General features: G+C 71.8%; 15 protein-coding genes. 13 read left to right on the top strand and 2 right to left on the bottom strand.

Going from position 1 to position 17,112, the window contains the following annotated elements:
* Nucleotides 1–37 precede the first annotated feature (37 nt).
* Nucleotides 38–901 carry a hypothetical protein gene (locus ACIQFY_RS03175; RefSeq protein ID WP_400338233.1) on the top strand — a complete coding sequence of 288 codons (864 nt, stop codon included), beginning with the start codon at nucleotides 38–40 and terminating at the stop codon, nucleotides 899–901.
* 25 nt (nucleotides 902–926) lie between these two features.
* Here ACIQFY_RS03175 and ACIQFY_RS03170 read toward each other — a convergent pair whose 3' ends face one another.
* Entirely contained in the window at nucleotides 927–1,919 is a 993-nt protein-coding gene (locus ACIQFY_RS03170; protein WP_400338231.1) for an asparaginase, read from the bottom strand.
* 70 nt (nucleotides 1,920–1,989) lie between these two features.
* On the opposite strand from ACIQFY_RS03170, the gene ACIQFY_RS03165 reads away from it, so the two are divergent.
* From ACIQFY_RS03165 to rbfA, 12 genes are all read left to right on the top strand, one after another.
* Nucleotides 1,990–2,466, top strand: a complete 477-nt coding sequence (locus tag ACIQFY_RS03165; protein WP_400338229.1) for an OsmC family protein — start codon at nucleotides 1,990–1,992, stop codon at nucleotides 2,464–2,466.
* Nucleotides 2,467–2,472: 6 nt separating this feature from the next.
* Nucleotides 2,473–3,444 carry an FKBP-type peptidyl-prolyl cis-trans isomerase gene (locus ACIQFY_RS03160; RefSeq protein ID WP_400338227.1) on the top strand — a complete coding sequence of 324 codons (972 nt, stop codon included), beginning with the start codon at nucleotides 2,473–2,475 and terminating at the stop codon, nucleotides 3,442–3,444.
* A gap of 3 nt (nucleotides 3,445–3,447) precedes the next feature.
* Nucleotides 3,448–4,533 carry a 1-deoxy-D-xylulose-5-phosphate reductoisomerase gene (gene dxr / locus ACIQFY_RS03155; protein WP_400338226.1) on the top strand — a complete coding sequence of 362 codons (1,086 nt, stop codon included), beginning with the start codon at nucleotides 3,448–3,450 and terminating at the stop codon, nucleotides 4,531–4,533.
* A gap of 145 nt (nucleotides 4,534–4,678) precedes the next feature.
* A complete protein-coding gene (locus ACIQFY_RS03150; protein ID WP_400338224.1) occupies nucleotides 4,679–6,013 on the top strand; it encodes a M50 family metallopeptidase in 1,335 nt (444 codons plus the stop codon).
* A 47-nt stretch (nucleotides 6,014–6,060) separates the two neighbouring features.
* A complete protein-coding gene (locus ACIQFY_RS03145; protein WP_400338223.1) occupies nucleotides 6,061–7,509 on the top strand; it encodes a purine-cytosine permease family protein in 1,449 nt (482 codons plus the stop codon).
* Complete coding sequence (locus ACIQFY_RS03140) at nucleotides 7,506–8,081, top strand: cysteine hydrolase family protein (protein WP_209682417.1); 576 nt, start codon at nucleotides 7,506–7,508, stop codon at nucleotides 8,079–8,081. Before ACIQFY_RS03145 ends, ACIQFY_RS03140 begins: the two co-directional genes overlap by 4 nt.
* 50 nt (nucleotides 8,082–8,131) lie before the next feature.
* Nucleotides 8,132–9,265, top strand: coding sequence for a flavodoxin-dependent (E)-4-hydroxy-3-methylbut-2-enyl-diphosphate synthase (ispG, locus tag ACIQFY_RS03135; RefSeq protein ID WP_066658317.1), 1,134 nt, complete (start codon nucleotides 8,132–8,134; stop codon nucleotides 9,263–9,265).
* Nucleotides 9,266–9,303: 38 nt separating this feature from the next.
* Nucleotides 9,304–11,058 carry a proline--tRNA ligase gene (locus ACIQFY_RS03130; protein ID WP_400338221.1) on the top strand — a complete coding sequence of 585 codons (1,755 nt, stop codon included), beginning with the start codon at nucleotides 9,304–9,306 and terminating at the stop codon, nucleotides 11,056–11,058.
* A gap of 143 nt (nucleotides 11,059–11,201) precedes the next feature.
* Nucleotides 11,202–12,197, top strand: a complete 996-nt coding sequence (gene nusA, locus ACIQFY_RS03125) for a transcription termination factor NusA (protein WP_066654582.1) — start codon at nucleotides 11,202–11,204, stop codon at nucleotides 12,195–12,197.
* A 99-nt stretch (nucleotides 12,198–12,296) separates the two neighbouring features.
* Nucleotides 12,297–12,614 (top strand): YlxR family protein, encoded by a 318-nt coding sequence (locus ACIQFY_RS03120; protein WP_082687788.1) that lies wholly within the window; start codon nucleotides 12,297–12,299, stop codon nucleotides 12,612–12,614.
* A gap of 75 nt (nucleotides 12,615–12,689) precedes the next feature.
* Nucleotides 12,690–15,551 (top strand): translation initiation factor IF-2, encoded by a 2,862-nt coding sequence (gene infB / locus ACIQFY_RS03115; RefSeq protein ID WP_400338219.1) that lies wholly within the window; start codon nucleotides 12,690–12,692, stop codon nucleotides 15,549–15,551.
* Between the two features lie 89 nt (nucleotides 15,552–15,640).
* Complete coding sequence (gene rbfA / locus ACIQFY_RS03110; RefSeq protein WP_209682424.1) at nucleotides 15,641–16,090, top strand: 30S ribosome-binding factor RbfA; 450 nt, start codon at nucleotides 15,641–15,643, stop codon at nucleotides 16,088–16,090.
* Nucleotides 16,091–16,206: 116 nt separating this feature from the next.
* Here rbfA and ACIQFY_RS03105 read toward each other — a convergent pair whose 3' ends face one another.
* On the bottom strand, nucleotides 16,207–17,106 hold the full coding sequence (locus ACIQFY_RS03105; RefSeq protein ID WP_396137149.1) for an A/G-specific adenine glycosylase: 900 nt from the start codon (nucleotides 17,104–17,106) through the stop codon (nucleotides 16,207–16,209).
* Nucleotides 17,107–17,112 lie beyond the last annotated feature (6 nt).

Here is a 17,112-nt window from a genome sequence, read left to right as displayed (position 1 = left end):
CCCGAACCCGGACGCGCGGGGCTGTCAGTCTCGGTCCGTGTCCCCGCTCGTCGCCCGCTGCTGCCTGGTCGGTCCGGCCGTGGTGCTGCTGCTCGTCGGGGTCGTCGGCGACCTCCCGGTGGTCGCCAGGACGGTGCTGCTCGTCGCCGCAGCGAGCTGCGCGGTGCTCGACGCCCTGACGGTCAGGGGCACCGGTGCCGATCCACCGCCCGCGGTCGTCGTGACCATGCCGACGGATGCCGTCTCCGGACCAGCAGTCTCCGGATCAGCAGTCGCCGGACCAGCAGTCGCCGCACCAGAAGTGTGCGGAGACGACGCGCTGAGCGACGCCGTCGGGGCGTCGTCGTGGACCCCGGACCCGCACGCTTCCGGCGTCGGCGTCGGCGTCGGCGTCGGCGGCGCCGTCGTCGAGGGGCTGGTGCTCGGACGAGGACCCGACGGTCGAGCCGAGCGGATCCGCGCCGACCCCGGGTCGCCGTCCCACGTCGTCGTCCTCGGCACCGGGGCGTTCGCGCGGGCGGTGTTCGATGCGCTCGGCGCCCAGCTCGCCGCGTCCGCCATCGACGGGACAGCCGGTGCGGCGGGGAGCGCGGACGCCGGCGTGCGGATCGTCTCCGATGCGGGTCCGCAGTCCGGAGCGCCGCCCGGCGTGCGTCCGACACCGACGGGGACCGCGGTCGCCGTGCGCCACGACGGTCTCGGCAGGGTGCAGGCGACCGTGGTGCTCGTCCCCGGCGTCCACCTCCTCCCGCGTCGACGGGACCGCGTCATCGAGGTCACGCGGCACGGGTGCCGGCTGTGGAACGACGGCGACGGCGACGGGGACGGCGTGGCGCCGTCCTTCGAGCCCGTGCTCCCGCTGCTGGCCGGGGATCCCGTCGACGAGCTCGTCGCAGGGTGACCGTGCCGTGTCGGGCAGCCGGCGGTCAGCGCAGTCCGGCCCCCGCGCGCACGGCACCGACCGGCACGCCGCCACCGAGCACCTGCTCGCCGGTGGCGGCCAGCACGTCGGCGACGCCCGCGGCGTCCACCATGCCGTTCCGCTCGAGCAACGTGAGCGCCGCGAGCGTCCCGGCACGCTGCGACCCGTCGAGCGTCTTGACCGCGACCGCCGCTCCACCGGGGAGCCCCATCACCATCACGCCCTCGGCACCGAACTTCGCGAGCACCCGGAGTCGTTCGATCGTCACCGTGTTCGCCCGACCCACACCGTCGATCGCCCACGGGTGGTCGAGCACGGCGTCCACGAGTGCCGCGGTGTCCGAGTCCGAACGGGCGACGACACCCGCGAACCCACGGGCGAGCCCGTGCAGGGTGAGCGGGAACACGGGCGCGCCGCAGCCGTCCGTGCCGACGACGTCGACGGTCTCGCCGGTGTACGCCTCCACGGTCTCCCGGACCCGCTGCTGCAGCGGGTGCGCCACGTCGAGGTAGGTCGCCTCGTCCCAGCCGTTCACCCGGCACGCGGCGAGCATCCCGGCGTGCTTGCCCGAGCAGTTCATCGCCAGGCGCCGCGGGCCGTCCATGGTGCGGGCGGTGGCCCGGTCGAACGGCAGGTCGGGCGGGCAGCCCAGGTCGGACTCGACGTGGTCGAAGGACTCGAGCATGTGCAGCGCGAGGGCCTGGTGCGCAGCGGTGCCGGCGTGACTCGCCGTCGTGAGCACGAGCTCGTCGTCGCTGAAGACCGCGCCGGCGCGACGGATGGCCAGGGCCTGGAAGGGCTTCATCGTGGAGCGGGGGTACACGCTCGCCGTCACGTCGCCGACGGCGTCGAGCACGGTCCCGTCGGCCGCGACGACGACGCCGGCACCGACGTGCCGGCTCTCGTCGAAGCCGTTCCGGTCCAGCACCGCGAGCTCGACGGAGCCCTCGGCGGTGAGAGGATGGCGGTCTGTGCGGACGTCGTGGCTCACCGTCATGCCGTCATCGTAGCGAGGGGCCGGCAGGCGCCACGTCCAGCACCCAGCAGCACGCACGAAGGAGCGCACCGTGACCGACCACACGTACGAGGTCTCCGTCCGCTGGACGGGTGACCGCGGCACCGGGACGAGCGGCTACCGCGACTACGGCCGCGACCACGAGGTCACGGCGCCCGGCAAGCACGCCATCGCCGGTTCGGCGGACCCCGCGTTCCGCGGCGACCGCGACCGGTGGAACCCCGAGGAGATGCTGCTCGGCGCCCTCGCCCAGTGCCACATGATGAGCTACCTCTACGTCGCCGTGCAGCGGGGCTTCACCGTGGTCGACTACGAGGACACGGCGACGGCCTCGCTCGACGTGCACCGCGACGGCACCGGCGAGGTCACCGAGGTCACCCTCCGCCCCGTCGTCACCGTGCTCGAGGCCGACCGCGTCGCGGACGCCGAGGCCGCCCACGCCGAGGCGAACCGCCTGTGCTTCATCGCCCGCTCGGTGGCGTTCCCCGTCCACCACACGCCCGCCACCAAGGTGCGTGCGGCAGGATAGGGTCCCGTGAAGCGTCTCCGCCTGCTCCCGATCGCCATCGTCCCAGCCGTCGTGCTCGGACTCGCCGCCTGCTCCGGGAACGGCTCGGGTGACGCCTCGGCCTCGCCCAGCGCGTCCGCCAGCGCCACGGCGACGCCCATCTCGTCGTGCCCGGAGTCGGGCTCGGCGTCGAAGAGCATCGCGGTCACCGGCGCGGTCGCCGGGTCGGAGGCGCCGAAGGTCACCTTCGACAAGGGCCTCAGCGCGGAGACCCCGCAGGCCACGACGGTGGTGCAGGGCTCGGGCAAGGCGCTCAAGAGCGGCGAGTTCGCCCAGGTGTCGTACGCCGTCTACAAGGCCTCGGACGCCTCGAAGCTCGGCGCGGTCGGGTTCGACCAGGGGAACCCGCAGGTGCTCTCCGTCGGCGGGACCGGCTTCGGCGCGCTGCTCGCCTGCACGAAGGTCGGGGACCGGGTCGCGGTGGTCGGCGAGTCGTCGGCGCTCGGCTTCAACACCGGCGGGGAGATCGTCGTCGTGGCGGACGTCGTCGCGCAGACCCCGACGAAGGCGACCGGCACGCCGCAGACGCAGGACCCGTCGCTGCCCACGGTCGAGGACAAGGCGAGCGGCGAGCCGGAGATCACGATCCCGTCCGGTGCGACGGCCCCGTCGAAGACCGAGGTCGAGGTCCTCAAGCAGGGCGACGGCGCGACGATCGAGAACGGTGACACCGCCCTCGTGCAGTACAAGGGCGTGACCCTGGCGGACGGCAAGGAGTTCGACTCCTCGTGGTCGAAGGGTGCTCCGACCACCTTCACCGTCTCCGAGGGCTCGCTCATCAAGGGCTTCGTCACCGGGCTCGTCGGGCAGAAGGTCGGGTCCCAGGTCCTCATCGTGACCACGCCCGAGGACGCCTACGGCTCGAACCCGCCCGAGGGCTCGGGCATCCCGAAGGACGCTTCCCTCGTCTTCGTCGTCGACGTCCTCGCCAAGGGCTGACCCGTGCCGACCAGGCGTCGCATCGTCGTCCTCGGCAGCACGGGCTCGATCGGCACCCAGGCCCTCGACGTCGTCGCCCGGAACCCCGACCGCTTCGAGGTCGTCGGCCTGACCGCCGGCACGAACCGTGCCCTCGTCGCCGAACAGGCCGAACGGTTCCACGTCCGTGACACCGCCTTCGGCGCGGCCGACGCCGAACGCCTCGTCCGGAGCGTCGAGGCGGACGTCGTGCTCAACGGCATCACGGGTTCCGTCGGCCTGGGTCCGACGCTCGCCGCGCTGGAGTCCGGTGCGACGCTCGCCCTGGCGAACAAGGAGAGCCTGATCGTCGGCGGTGCGCTCGTGCAGGCCGCCGCCCGTGCCGGGCAGATCGTGCCCGTCGACAGCGAGCACTCCGCGATCGCGCAGGCGCTGCGCTCCGGTTCCGACGCGGAGGTCCGCCGCCTGGTGCTCACGGCCAGCGGCGGACCGTTCCGCGGACGCTCACGGGAGAGCCTGCGCGACGTCACCCCGGCCGAGGCCCTCGCGCATCCGACGTGGGACATGGGCCTGGTGGTGACGACGAACTCCGCCACGCTGGTGAACAAGGGGCTCGAGGTCATCGAGGCGCACCTGCTGTTCGGCGTGCCCTACGACCGCATCGACGTCACCGTGCACGCCCAGTCGATCGTGCACTCGATGGTCGAGTTCGTCGACGGGTCGACGATCGCCCAGGCCTCACCGCCGGACATGCGGCTGCCCATCGCGCTCGGCCTCGCCTGGCCGGACCGGGTGCCCGGCGTCGGGGTCCCGCTGGACTGGACGACCGCGAGCACCTGGACGTTCGAACCGCTCGACGCCGAGGCGTTCGGCGCCGTCGACCTGGCCAAGCACGTGGGCGTGCTGGGTGGGACCTTCCCGGCGGTCTTCAACGCGGCGAACGAGCAGGCGGTCGCCGCGTTCCACGCGGGTGCGATCGGCTTCCTCGACATCGTCGACACCGTCCGTCGCGTCGTCGACGAGCACACCGCGGGGGAGTCCTCCCTCGACGGCGTCCTGGCGGCGGAGCGCTGGGCGCGCGTGACGGCGGACCGCCTGCTGGCCCGCTGACGCACCGGGGCGTCGCGAGCCCGCCGCGCGGTCGCGCGACGCGTGCGCCCACGGTGATCCGTGCCTCCAGGCCGGCCGGGAGGCACGGCAGACCTCTCAGGGCGCGTTCGGCTCCGTCATGGGAAGGGTCCCGTACCCTCTGACGGTGACCGTCGAATCCGTGCTCCTCTTCGTCCTCGGCGTGGTCGTCTTCATCGTCGGCCTGCTGGTCTCGATCGGACTCCACGAACTCGGACACCTGTCGTTCGCGAAGCTCTTCGGGGTGAAGGTCACGCAGTACTCCCTCGGCTTCGGCAAGGCGATCTGGTCCTTCCGACGGGGGGAGACCGAGTACGGCATCCGACCGATCCTGCTCGGCGGGTACATCTCCATGGTCGGCATGCTCAAGCCGCGTGCATCGGGCCGGCCGAACGCGATCACGAACACCGGCATGTACGGCGCGTTCGTGCAGGACGCCCGCCAGGCCAGCGCGGAGCAGATCGCCGACTCCGGCGGCGACGACTCCCGCGCGTTCTACCGGCTGACGCCGTGGAAGCGGATCATCGTCATGGTCGCGGGGCCCGCCATGAACCTGGTGATCGGCATCGTGCTGTTCGGCGTGCTGCTGTGCGGGTTCGGCGCGCCGACCACCACCTTCACGTCGAGCGTCGACTGCGTGCTGCCGACGAGCAGCGCGACGACCTGCACCGCCGGGGATGCCGAATCGCCCGCGAAGCAGGCGGGCATCCGCGACGGCGACGTCGTGCTCGCGGTGGACGGGCAGCAGGACCCGACGATCGCCGAGGTGTCCCGTGTGTTCCAGCGGTCGGCAGGGGAGAGCGTCAGCGTCGTCGTGGAGCGTGACGGCCAGCGGCGGACGCTCGAGGTCACGCCGCAGCTCGCGACCCGTGACGTCGTCACCGAGCAGGGCACGGTCGCGAAGAACGCGGACGGCTCGACGAAGACCCAGCGCGTGGGCGTGGTCGGTGTCAGCATCGGGCAGTCGCTGGTCCGGCAGTCGCCGGCGGCGGTGCTGCCCGCGACCGGGGCGCAGATCGCCGCGTCGGCGCACCTCATCATCGACCTCCCGCAGCGTCTGATCGCCGTCTGGAACGCGGCCTTCGGCGCGCAGGAGCGGTCGCAGGACAGCCCGGTGTCGGTCGTCGGCGTCGGTCGGGCGATCGGCGAGGTCTCGTCGATGAGCGGCGTGCCGGTGGTCGACAAGGCGTACACGATCCTCGGGCTGCTCGCCTCGCTCAACATCGGCCTGTTCGTGCTGAACATGGTGCCGCTCCTGCCGCTCGACGGCGGGCACATCGCCGGTGCGCTGTGGGAGGCCGTGAAGCGCCGTGCGTACGTGCTCGTCGGCAAGCCGGACCCGGGCGCGATCGACCTGGCGAAGTCGATGCCGCTGACGATGGTCGTCGTGGTGCTGCTGGCCGGGATGAGCGCGCTGCTCATCTACGCCGACATCGTGCGTCCCGTGAACCTGTTCGGGTAGCGCGACCGCTCGCGCACGCGGGTCGCGCTGCCCACTACGCTCGGCGCATGAGCACCGCGCCAGAGGTCCGCGCCGTCGAGCGCCAGGGCATCGACGTCATCGCCGAGTCCGACCGGAAGGGGCGCCCGCGCGGGCTGTTCTGGCCGTGGTTCGCCGCCAACGTGTCGGTGCTCGGGCTGAGCTACGGCTCGTTCGTCCTCGGCTTCGGCATCTCCCTGGCGCAGGCCACGATCGTGTCCGTCGTCGGGGTGGCCTTCTCGTTCCTGCTGTGCGGCATCGTGGCGATCGCGGGCAAGCGCGGGTCGGCTCCGACGATGGTGCTGAGCCGCGCGGCCTTCGGCGTGCGGGGGAACCGGCTGCCGTCGTTCCTCAGCTGGGTCCTGACGGTCGGGTGGGAGACCGCACTGGCGTCGCTCGCGGTGCTCGCCACCTCGACGGTGTTCCGCGAGCTCGGCTGGGACGACGGTGTGGTGACGAAGCTCGTCGCCCTCGTCGTCGTGGCGGCCCTGGTGGTCGGGGCCGGGATCGCGGGCTTCGACGTGATCATGCGCCTGCAGACCGTCATCACCGTCGTGACCGCCGTGCTCACCGTCGTGTACGTCGTCCTCGCGGTGCCCTCGATCGACCTCGGCACCCTCGGCGCCCTGCCGGCGGGCAGCGCGCAGAACGTCATCGGCGCGCTGGTGCTCGTGATGACGGGCTTCGGCCTCGGCTGGGTCAACGCGGCGGCGGACTACTCGCGGTACCTCCCGCGGACGTCCTCGACGGGCGGCGTGGTCTGGTGGACGACGTTCGGCGGCGCCCTGGCGCCCGCGGTCCTCGTCGTCGTCGGCGTCCTGCTCGCCGGCTCGTCGAAGGACCTGAACGCCGCGATCGGCGCGGACCCGATCGGCGCGCTGACGACGATCCTGCCGGTCTGGTTCCTCGTGCCGTTCGCCCTCGTGGCGATCCTCGGACTCGTCGGCGGTGCCGTGCTCGACATCTACTCGTCGGGCCTGGCGCTGCTCAGCGCCGGCGTGCGGATCCCGCGGCCGGTCGCGGCGGGCGTCGACGGCGTGTTCATGGTCGCCGGCGCCGTGTACGTCGTCTTCTTCGCGAAGGACTTCATCTCGCCGTTCCAGGCGTTCCTCGTCACGCTCGGCGTCCCGATCGCCGCGTGGGCCGGGGTGTTCGTCGCCGACGTGGTGTTGCGGCGTCGGGCCTACGCCGACGGCGAGCTCGACGACGTGCGCGGTCGCTACGGGGACGTGCGCTGGGCCGCGATCGGGCTCGTCCTGCTCGGGACGGTGCTCGGCTGGGGACTCGTCACGAACACGTACGGTGTGCCCGCGTGGCTCAACTGGCAGGGGTACCTGCTGGGACCGTTCGGCCTCGGCGGCCGCGAGGGCGCCTGGGCGTACGCGAACCTCGGGGTCCTCGTCGCCCTGGTCGTCGGCTTCGCCGGCACGCTGCTCACGGCGCGCGGGACGATCCGCCGCCAGGAGCACGACGCATGAGCGTCACGGTCCCGACCGATGCCTGGCTCGTCGCGATCGACCTGCAGGAGGTCTTCACCGGCGACAGCCCGTGGGCGACACCGCGGTACGACGACGCCGCTGCCGGGACGCGACGGCTGCTCCCGCGGTTCGCCGGGCGCACCGTGTTCACCCGGTTCGTCGCGCCCGAGCGCCCGCAGGGCGCGTGGGTGCCCTACTACCGCGAGTGGTCGTTCGCGCTCGTGCCCGACACCGACCCCCTGTACGACCTGACCGCCCCCTTCTCGGCTGCGGCGACGGCCCACGGTGACCCCGTCGTCACCGAGCCGACGTTCGGCAAGTGGGGAGCGGGCCTCCGGGCCGTCGTCGGCGAGCACCCGCACCTCGTGCTCACCGGGGTGTCCACCGACTGCTGCGTCGTGTCCACCGCGCTGGCTGCGGCGGACGCGGGAGCGACCGTCACGGTCGTCGCCGACGCGTGCGCCGGCGCGAGCGACGAGGACCACGAGCGTGCCCTCGCGCTCATGCGGCTGTACGGGCCGCTCATCACGGTCGTGGACCGCGGGGCGGACCTGGTCACCGACCAGGTGTGACGTCACCGGGAGCGCGTAGAGTCACACCCGTGCCAGCAGTGAACCTCGGTCTGCCGAAAGTCCCCGAAACCCTGAGCCCGCGTCGGAAGTCGCGGCAGATCCGGGTGGGGAAGGTCCTCGTGGGCGGTGACGCCCCGGTCTCCGTGCAGTCGATGACGACGACGCCGACGACGAACATCAACGCGACGCTGCAGCAGATCGCCGAGCTCACGGCGTCCGGCTGCGACATCGTCCGCGTCGCGGTCCCGAGCCAGGACGACGCCGACGCACTGCCGATCATCGCCAAGAAGTCGCAGATCCCGGTCATCGCCGACATCCACTTCCAGCCGAAGTACGTCTTCCAGGCCATCGACGCCGGGTGCGCCGCCGTCCGCGTGAACCCGGGCAACATCCGGAAGTTCGACGACCAGGTCGGTGCGATCGCCCGGGCCGCGAAGGACGCCGGGGTGTCGCTGCGCATCGGTGTCAACGCCGGGTCGCTCGAACCGAGCCTGCTGCAGAAGTACGGCAAGGCCACGCCCGAGGCGCTCGTCGAGTCCGCCGTGTGGGAGGCATCGCTCTTCGAGGAGCACGACTTCCACGACTTCAAGATCTCGGTCAAGCACAACGACCCGATCGTCATGGTGAAGGCCTACCGCCAGCTCGCCGCCGCGGGGGACTGGCCGCTGCACCTGGGTGTCACCGAGGCCGGGCCGGAGTTCCAGGGCACGATCAAGAGCGCCACCGCGTTCGGCATCCTGCTCGCCGAGGGCATCGGCGACACCATCCGCGTCTCGCTGTCCGCGCCCCCTGCACAGGAGGTCAAGGTCGGCCTGCAGATCCTGCAGTCGCTCAACCTGCGTGAGCGCAAGCTCGAGATCGTCTCCTGCCCGAGCTGCGGCCGTGCACAGGTCGACGTCTACCAGCTGGCCAACGACGTGACGAAGGGCCTCGAGGGCATGACCGTGCCCCTGCGCGTCGCCGTCATGGGCTGCGTCGTGAACGGCCCGGGCGAGGCGCGCGAGGCGGACCTCGGCGTGGCCTCCGGCAACGGCAAGGGACAGATCTTCGTGAAGGGGCAGGTCGTCAGGACCGTCCCGGAGCGGGAGATCGTGCAGACGCTGATCGCGGAGGCGAACCGCATCGCCGACGAGATGGGTCCGGACGCCGCCACCGGGACCCCGCAGGTCGTCACGACGACCTGAGCCGCCGTCGTCGGACGCGCGCCGCTAGGCTTGCGTCCGTGGTCACACGGCTCTCCCATCTCTTCCTCCGCACGCTCCGCGACGACCCCTCCGACGCCGAGGTGACGAGCCACAAGCTGCTCGTCCGCGCCGGGTACGTCCGTCGTCAGTCCCCGGGCATCTTCGCGTGGCTCCCGCTCGGCCTGCGGGTGCGGCGCAAGATCGAGGACATCATCCGCGAGGAGATGGTGGCCGCCGGTGCGCAGGAGGTCCTGCTGCCGGCGCTGCTGCCCCGCGAGCCCTACGAGGCGACGGACCGCTGGACCGAGTACGGCGACGGCATGTTCCGCCTGCAGGACCGCAAGGGCTCCGACTACCTGCTCGCGCCGACGCACGAGGAGATGTTCGCGCTCCTCGTGAAGGACCTGTACGGCTCGTACAAGGACCTGCCCGTCACGCTGTTCCAGATCCAGGACAAGTACCGCGACGAGGCCCGCCCGCGCGCCGGTCTGCTCCGCGGCCGCGAGTTCACGATGAAGGACGCGTACTCGTTCGACCTCACCGACGAGGGGCTCGACCGCAGCTACCAGGTGATGCGCGACGCCTACGAGAAGATCTTCGCCCGCCTGGGCCTCGAGTACGTCATCGTCGCGGCCGATGCCGGCGCGATGGGCGGCTCGAAGTCCGAGGAGTTCCTGCACCCGATCGGCGTCGGCGAGGACACCTTCGTCCGCAGCGCCGGCGGCTACGCGGCGAACGTCGAGGCGTACAACACGCCCGTCCCCGACGCCCTGCCGATCGCGGGGCAGCCCGAGCCCGTGCTCCTGCCCGCTGCCGACACGCCGACGATCGACACGCTCGTCGCCCACGCGAACGAGGTCGCCCCGCGTGACGGCGCACCGTGGACCGCTGCTGACACGCTGAAGAACGTCGTGCTGGCGCTGACCCACCTCGACGGCACCCGCGAGGTCGTCGTGGTCGGACTGCCCGGTGACCGCGAGGTCGACCTGAAGCGCGCCGAGGTCGCCTTCGCACCGGCCGAGGTCGAGGCCGCCGGCGACGACGACTTCCGGAAGCACCCGGGCGTCTTCGTGAAGGGCTACATCGGCCCGCAGGTGCTCGGCTCCGCGAGCCCGTCGGGCATCCGCTACCTCGTCGACCCGCGCGTGGTCGAGGGGACGAGCTGGATCACCGGCGCGAACGAGCGCGGCGTCCACGTCTCCGGCCTCGTGATGGGTCGCGACTTCGCCGCGGACGGCGTCGCCGAGGTGTCCGACGTCCGTGCGGGCGACCCCGCTCCGGACGGCTCCGGCCCGCTCGAGACCGCCCGCGGCATGGAGATCGGTCACGTCTTCCAGCTCGGCCGCAAGTACGCCGAGGCGCTCGACCTCAAGGTGCAGGACGAGAACGGCAAGCTCGCGACGGTCACCATGGGGTCGTACGGCATCGGCGTGACGCGCATCATGGCGATCCTGGCCGAGGCGCACAACGACGAGAAGGGCCTGGCCTGGCCGAGGGAGGTCGCGCCGTTCGACGTCCACGTCGTGGCGACGGGCAAGGACCAGGTCGCGTACGACCTCGCTGCGTCGCTCATCTACAGCCTCGAGGGCGAGCGGTACGACGTCGTGTACGACGACCGTCCGAAGGTGTCCCCGGGCGTGAAGCTCCGCGACGCCGAGCTGCTCGGCGTCCCCGTCGTCGTCGTCGCCGGGCGGAACGCCGCCGACGGTGTGGTCGAGCTCTGGGACCGCCGCTCGGGCGAGCGTCGGGACGTCCCGGTGGCCGAGCTGCTCGAGGCGGTCCGCGCGATCTGATCGCAACCCCTCCACGGACCGGAGGCGCGGTGTCGACCGGCACCGCGCCTCCGGTCCGTCTCGTGGTTCTGGGGTACGCTTGTAGCCGACTTCTGCGCAGTTCCACCCGCAGGAGCGACTCAGCTGAACACGGAGGCACCTCGGTGAAGATCGACCTCGCAGTCCTGCGACTCATGGAGCGCGAGCGGGAGATCCCGTTCGACGAACTCGTCCGCATCATCGAATCCGCCATCCTGACGGCGTACCAGAAGCACCGCGCGGAGAACGACGAGCCCGTCGACGCCCAGACCCGTGTCGAGCTCGACCGCAAGTCCGGCGAGGTCTCCGTCTACGTGCCGGAGCGCGACGAGGACGGCACCGTCGTCGGCGAGGCCGTCGACCAGCCGAGTGACTTCGGCCGCATCGCCGCCTTCGCCGCGAAGCAGGTCATCAACCAGCGTCTGCGCGACATCGGCGACGACAAGATCCTCGGCCAGTTCCGTGGCAAGGAGGGCGACATCGTCGCGGGCGTGATCCAGCAGGGTCCGAACCCGAAGATGGTGCACGTCGACCTCGGCACGGTCGAGGCGATCCTGCCGCCCGAGGAGCAGGTGCCGGGCGAGGAGTACAAGCACGGCAACCGCATCCGCGTCTACGTCACGAGCGTCGGGCGCGGTGCCAAGGGCCCGCAGATCACGGTCTCGCGCACCCACCCGGGCCTGGTCCGGAAGCTCTTCGCGCTCGAGGTCCCCGAGATCGCGTCGGGCGTGGTCGAGATCACGTCGATCGCGCGTGAGTCCGGGCACCGCACCAAGCTCGCGGTGAAGGCGAACGAGCCGGGCGTCAACGCGAAGGGCGCCTGCATCGGCGAGCTCGGTGCGCGCGTCCGCGCCGTGACGACCGAGCTCGGTGCGGAGAAGATCGACATCGTCGACTACTCGTCCGACCTGGCCTCGTTCGTCGCGAGCGCACTGTCGCCCGCGAAGGTCACGAGCGCGTTCGTGCTCGATGCGTCGACGAAGGCGGTCCGTGCCCTGGTGCCGGACTACCAGCTGTCGCTCGCGATCGGGAAGGAAGGGCAGAACGCCCGTCTCGCCGCGAAGCTGACCGGTGCGCGCATCGACATCCAGCCGGACTCCATACTGGACGGCGACGAGTAGGACACGACCGTGTCGGGCGACGCTCGTCGCCCGGCACCGTTTCGCTGGTGGCGTGGCCCGTCCGGGCGCGCCGGATCGCGGTGGTCGGAGGCAAGGAGTATGGTGGTTCCCGTCAGAACATGCATCGGCAGTCGTCGTCGTGCTCCCCGGTCCTCCCTCCTCCGTGTCGTCGCCCTGAGCGACGGTCGCGTCGTGGCGGACCCGAAGGCAGTCATGCCGGGGCGGGGAGCCTGGCTCACCCCGACCGTCGAAGCACACGATCAGGCCGTCAAGCGCAGGGCCTACCGCCGCGCGCTCCGGCTCGACCGTGAACCGGACACGTCAGCGGTACGTGACTACCTCGAGGCGCTCAGCGCCGAAGAGCAGGCGCGTCACCGGGACACGACAGAACAGGCTGAACGGCTTATGGACAACTGATGAGCGGCTCGAAGTGAGACCCGTCATCCAGTGAGTCCTGCCCCCTTCGCGGGGTGGGACCCGTGAAGGAGAACAGTGGCAAAACCACGCGTACACGAGATCGCATCCGAACTCGGTGTCGACAGCAAGACCGCAATGGAGAAGCTCAAGGAACTCGGCGAGTTCGTCAAGGGCCCGAGCTCCAGTGTGGAACCCCCCGTCGCGCGCAAGCTCCGTGCTGCGCTGCAGGCGGACGGCGCCTCGACGGCGTCGAAGCCCGCGGCCTCGGCGAGCCCGAGCGCTCCCGCGAAGGCCGCTGCCCCGCGGTCCGGCGCCCCGAAGCCCGGCGGTCCCCGTCCGGGTCCGGCGCGTCCGGCTCCCGCGCCGAAGGCCGAGCCCGAGGTCGAGGCGCCCGTCGCCGAGACCCCGACGCCCGCCGTGCCGAAGTCGGTCGCGCAGCGCCAGGCCGAGGCCGAGGCTGCACAGAAGGCCGCGGCTGCCGAGAAGGCCGCCGCTGCCGAGCAGGCAGCGTCGGGTGAGCAGTCCGGCGACGACGCGAGCGCTCCGAAGAGCGACGCCGTCAAGCCGGGCGGCGCGCCGAAGCCCGGCTCCGCAGCCGGCCCCAAGCCCGGCGGTCCGAAGCCCGGCGCACGCCCTGGCAACAACCCCTACGCGTCCAGCCAGGGCATGGGCTCGCGCCCGCCGCGTCCCGGCAACAACCCGTACTCGTCCAACCAGGGCATGGGTCAGCGTCCTGCCGGCGGTGCCGGTGGCGGCAACGGCATCCCGCGTCCGGCCCCGCCGCGTCCCGGCGTGCCCCGTCCGGGCGCACCGCGACCGGGTGGCCCCGGTCAGGCGAACCGTGCCCCCGGCTTCGGGCAGCGCCCGGGCCAGGGCGGCGGTCGTGGCGGCCCCGGTGGTCGTCCGGGTGGTGCCGGTGGTGCCGGTGGCGGCTTCCCGCGCCCGGCGTTCAGCGGTCCGCGTCCCGCCGGTGGCGGTGGCCGCGGTCGTGGCCCCGGTGGTGGTACCGCCGGTGCGTTCGGTCGCGGTGGCGGCAAGAGCCGTGCCCGCAAGTCGAAGCGGACGAAGCGCGCCGAGTACGAGATGCGGCAGGCGCCGTCGCTCGGCGGTGTGCAGGTCCCTCGTGGCGACGGCAACACGGTCGTGCGACTCCGTCGCGGTGCGAGCATCTCGGACTTCGCGGACAAGATCGACGCCATGCCCGGCAACCTGGTGACCGTGCTGTTCCACCTCGGTGAGATGGCCACGGCGACCGAGTCGCTGGACGAGGCCACGTTCGAGGTCCTCGGCGAGGAGCTCGGCTACAAGATCCAGATCGTGTCGCCGGAGGACGAGGACCGCGAGCTCCTCGAGGGCTTCGACATCGACATCGACGCCGAGTACGCCGACGAGGACGACTCCGTCCTGCAGCAGCGTCCCCCGGTCGTCACCGTCATGGGTCACGTCGACCACGGCAAGACCCGACTCCTCGACGCCATCCGCAACTCGAAGGTGGTCGAGGGCGAGGCCGGCGGCATCACGCAGCACATCGGTGCGTACCAGATCGTCACCGAGCACGAGGGCATCGAGCGTCCGATCACGTTCATCGACACCCCGGGTCACGAGGCCTTCACCGCCATGCGTGCCCGTGGTGCGCAGGTGACGGACATCGCGATCCTCGTGGTCGCGGCGGACGACGGCATCATGCCCCAGACGATCGAGGCGCTGAACCACGCGCAGTCGGCCAACGTGCCGATCGTGGTCGCGGTGAACAAGATCGACAAGGAGGGCGCGAACCCGGCGAAGGTCCGGCAGCAGCTCACCGAGTACAACCTGGTGGCCGAGGAGTACGGCGGCGACGTCATGTTCGTCGACGTGTCGGCGCGCAACAACGTCGGCATCCAGGACCTGCTCGACGCGGTGCTGCTCACGGCGGACGCCGGTCTCGACCTGCGTGCGAACCCCGACAAGGACGCCCGCGGTGTCGCGATCGAGGCCCGCCTCGACAAGGGTCGCGGTTCCGTCGCGACGGTGCTCATCCAGTCCGGCACGCTGCACGTCGGCGACGCCATCGTGGCGGGCACGGCCTACGGTCGCGTCCGTGCCATGACGGACGAGAACGGTGTGGCGGTCAAGGCCGCGACGCCGAGCCGTCCGGTCCAGGTGCAGGGTCTGTCGTCGGTGCCGCGCGCCGGTGACACCTTCCTGGTCACGGAGGAGGACCGCACGGCCCGCCAGATCGCCGAGAAGCGTGAAGCGGCCGAGCGCAACGCCCAGCTGGCCAAGGCCCGCAAGCGCATCTCGCTCGAGGACTTCACCCGTGCTCTCGAGGAGGGCAAGGTCGACTCGCTCAACCTCATCATCAAGGGTGACGTCTCCGGTGCCGTCGAGGCACTCGAGCAGTCGCTCCTGGACATCGAGGTCGACGACAGCGTCCAGCTCCGCATCCTGCACCGCGGTGTGGGTGCGATCACGGAGTCGGACATCGACCTGGCCACGATCGACAACGCGATCGTCGTCGGCTTCAACGTCCGCCCGGACGTCAAGGCCCGCGAGCGTGCGGCGCGCGAAGGCATCGACGTGCGCTTCTACTCGGTCATCTACAACGCACTCGAGGACATCGAGCAGTCCCTCAAGGGCATGCTCAAGCCCGAGTACGAAGAGGTCCAGTCGGGTGTCGCCGAGATCCGCGAGGTGTTCCGCTCCTCGAAGTTCGGCAACATCGCCGGTGTCATCGTCCGCTCCGGCACGATCACGCGCAACGCCAAGGCGCGCGTCATCCGTGACGGTGTGGTGCTCGCCGACGGCCTGGCCATCGAGTCGCTGCGTCGCTTCAAGGACGACGTCACCGAGGTCCGCACGGACTTCGAGGCCGGTATCGGTCTGGGCAAGTACAACGACATCCAGATCGGCGACGAGATCGAGACCACCGAGCTCGTCGAGAAGCCGCGCGACTGACGCCTGGCTATCCTGGACCCCGCTCCTCCCTCGGGAGGGGCGGGGTCCGTCCCGTTCCACCAGTAGATTCCCTGCCCCAGGAGGCACCCATGGCCGATCCGCAGCGCGCTCGCAAGATGGCGGACCGCATCAAGGAAGTCGTCGCACGGCGGCTCGACAAGGGGCTGCGCGACCCGCGCCTCGGCTTCGTCACGATCACCGACGTCCGCGTGACGGGCGACCTGCAGCACGCGTCGGTGTTCTACACGGTCTACGGCACCGACGAGGAGCGTGCCGACTCGGCCGCCGCGCTCAAGGCCGCGACCGGGATGCTCCGCAGCGAGGTCGGCAAGAACATCACGGCGCGGCTCACCCCGTCGCTGGAGTTCATCGCGGACGCCCTGCCCGAGACGTCGGCCCACATGGAGGACCTGCTCGTCCAGGCGCAGCAGCGTGACGCGCAGGTGCGCGCCGCGTCGGCCGGAGCACAGTACGCCGGTGATGCCGACCCGTACAAGCACGACGAGGACGAGGACGAGGAGCGCGACGAGCGCGCCTGACCTGCCGCAGCACCACGACGGCCGCCGGACACCCCGTCCGGCGGCCGTCGTCGTGCGACGGGCGGCCGATCGGCCACGGGGCAGGCGGGGCCGTCAGGCGGCGGGCCCGACGGCCGTCAAGCGTCGGGCAGGCGGTACCCGGACGCGTCGTCGCCGACCACGAGTCCGTCGCGCAGCAGGGACGCGAGCGCCCGGGCTCGCTGCTCGGCGTCCGGCCACACCAGGTCGACCTCGTCGCGCGTGACGGGCACGTCGCTGGCCCGCAGCTCGGCCATCACCAGACCGCGCACCTGGCGGTCGCTGCCGGCGAAGCGCGCCTGCTTCGGCGCCCGTGGCCCGTCGTGCTCCGGGTACCCGGCAGCCCGCCAGGCACACCGGTCGGCGATCGGGCACGCGTCGCACGCGGGGGAACGGGCGGTGCAGACGAGCGCGCCGAGCTCCATCACCGCGGCGTTCGTGGCCGCTGCGGTGTCGCGGTCCTCGGGGAGCACCGAGTCCATGAGCGGCAGGTCCCGCTTCGCGTTCGCCGGTCCGGGCTCGCCCTCGCCGAGGACCGCACGCGCGAGCACACGGCGGACGTTCACGTCGACCACGGGGTGCCGGTCGCCGTACGCGAACACCGCCACGGCGCGGGCGGTGTAGTCACCGATGCCGGGCAGGGCGAGGAGCGCGTCGACGTCGCGCGGGACCACGTTGTCGTGCTGCTCGGCGATCACGGTCGCCGCCGCGTGCAGTGCGAGCGCCCGTCTCGGGTAGCCGAGCCGGTCCCACGCGCGGACCGCGTCGCCGGGGGGTGACGCCGCGAGGTCCGCAGGCGTCGGCCACCGGGTGAGCCACGCCTCCAGACGGGGGACGACCCGCGCGACCTGCGTCTGCTGCAGCATGATCTCGCTGACCAGCGTGCCCCAGGCGGGGAACCCTGGCCGCCGCCACGGCAGGTCGCGGGCCTCGGCGCGGAACCAGGCCACCAGCGGGGACGCGATGTCGGGACGGCTCCGGTCCGTCGGGTTCTCCACAGCCGG

The sequence above is a fragment of the Curtobacterium sp. NPDC092190 genome (genome assembly GCF_044755625.1).
Taxonomy (GTDB): Bacteria; Actinomycetota; Actinomycetes; order Actinomycetales; family Microbacteriaceae; genus Curtobacterium.
Note: the sequence above shows the minus strand (reverse complement) of the source record. Positions and strands in the feature narration are given on the sequence as shown.

Excerpts from the sequence above, each read along its gene's own strand:
- ACIQFY_RS03170 (WP_400338231.1), bottom strand. The coding sequence starts at position 1,919 with ATGACGGTGAGCCACGACGTCCGCACAGACCGCCATCCTCTCACCGCC.
- ACIQFY_RS03145 (WP_400338223.1), top strand. The coding sequence starts at position 6,061 with ATGAGCACCGCGCCAGAGGTCCGCGCCGTCGAGCGCCAGGGCATCGAC.
- ACIQFY_RS03140 (WP_209682417.1), top strand. The coding sequence starts at position 7,506 with ATGAGCGTCACGGTCCCGACCGATGCCTGGCTCGTCGCGATCGACCTG.
- ACIQFY_RS03120 (WP_082687788.1), top strand. The coding sequence starts at position 12,297 with ATGGTGGTTCCCGTCAGAACATGCATCGGCAGTCGTCGTCGTGCTCCC.
- rbfA (WP_209682424.1), top strand. The coding sequence starts at position 15,641 with ATGGCCGATCCGCAGCGCGCTCGCAAGATGGCGGACCGCATCAAGGAA.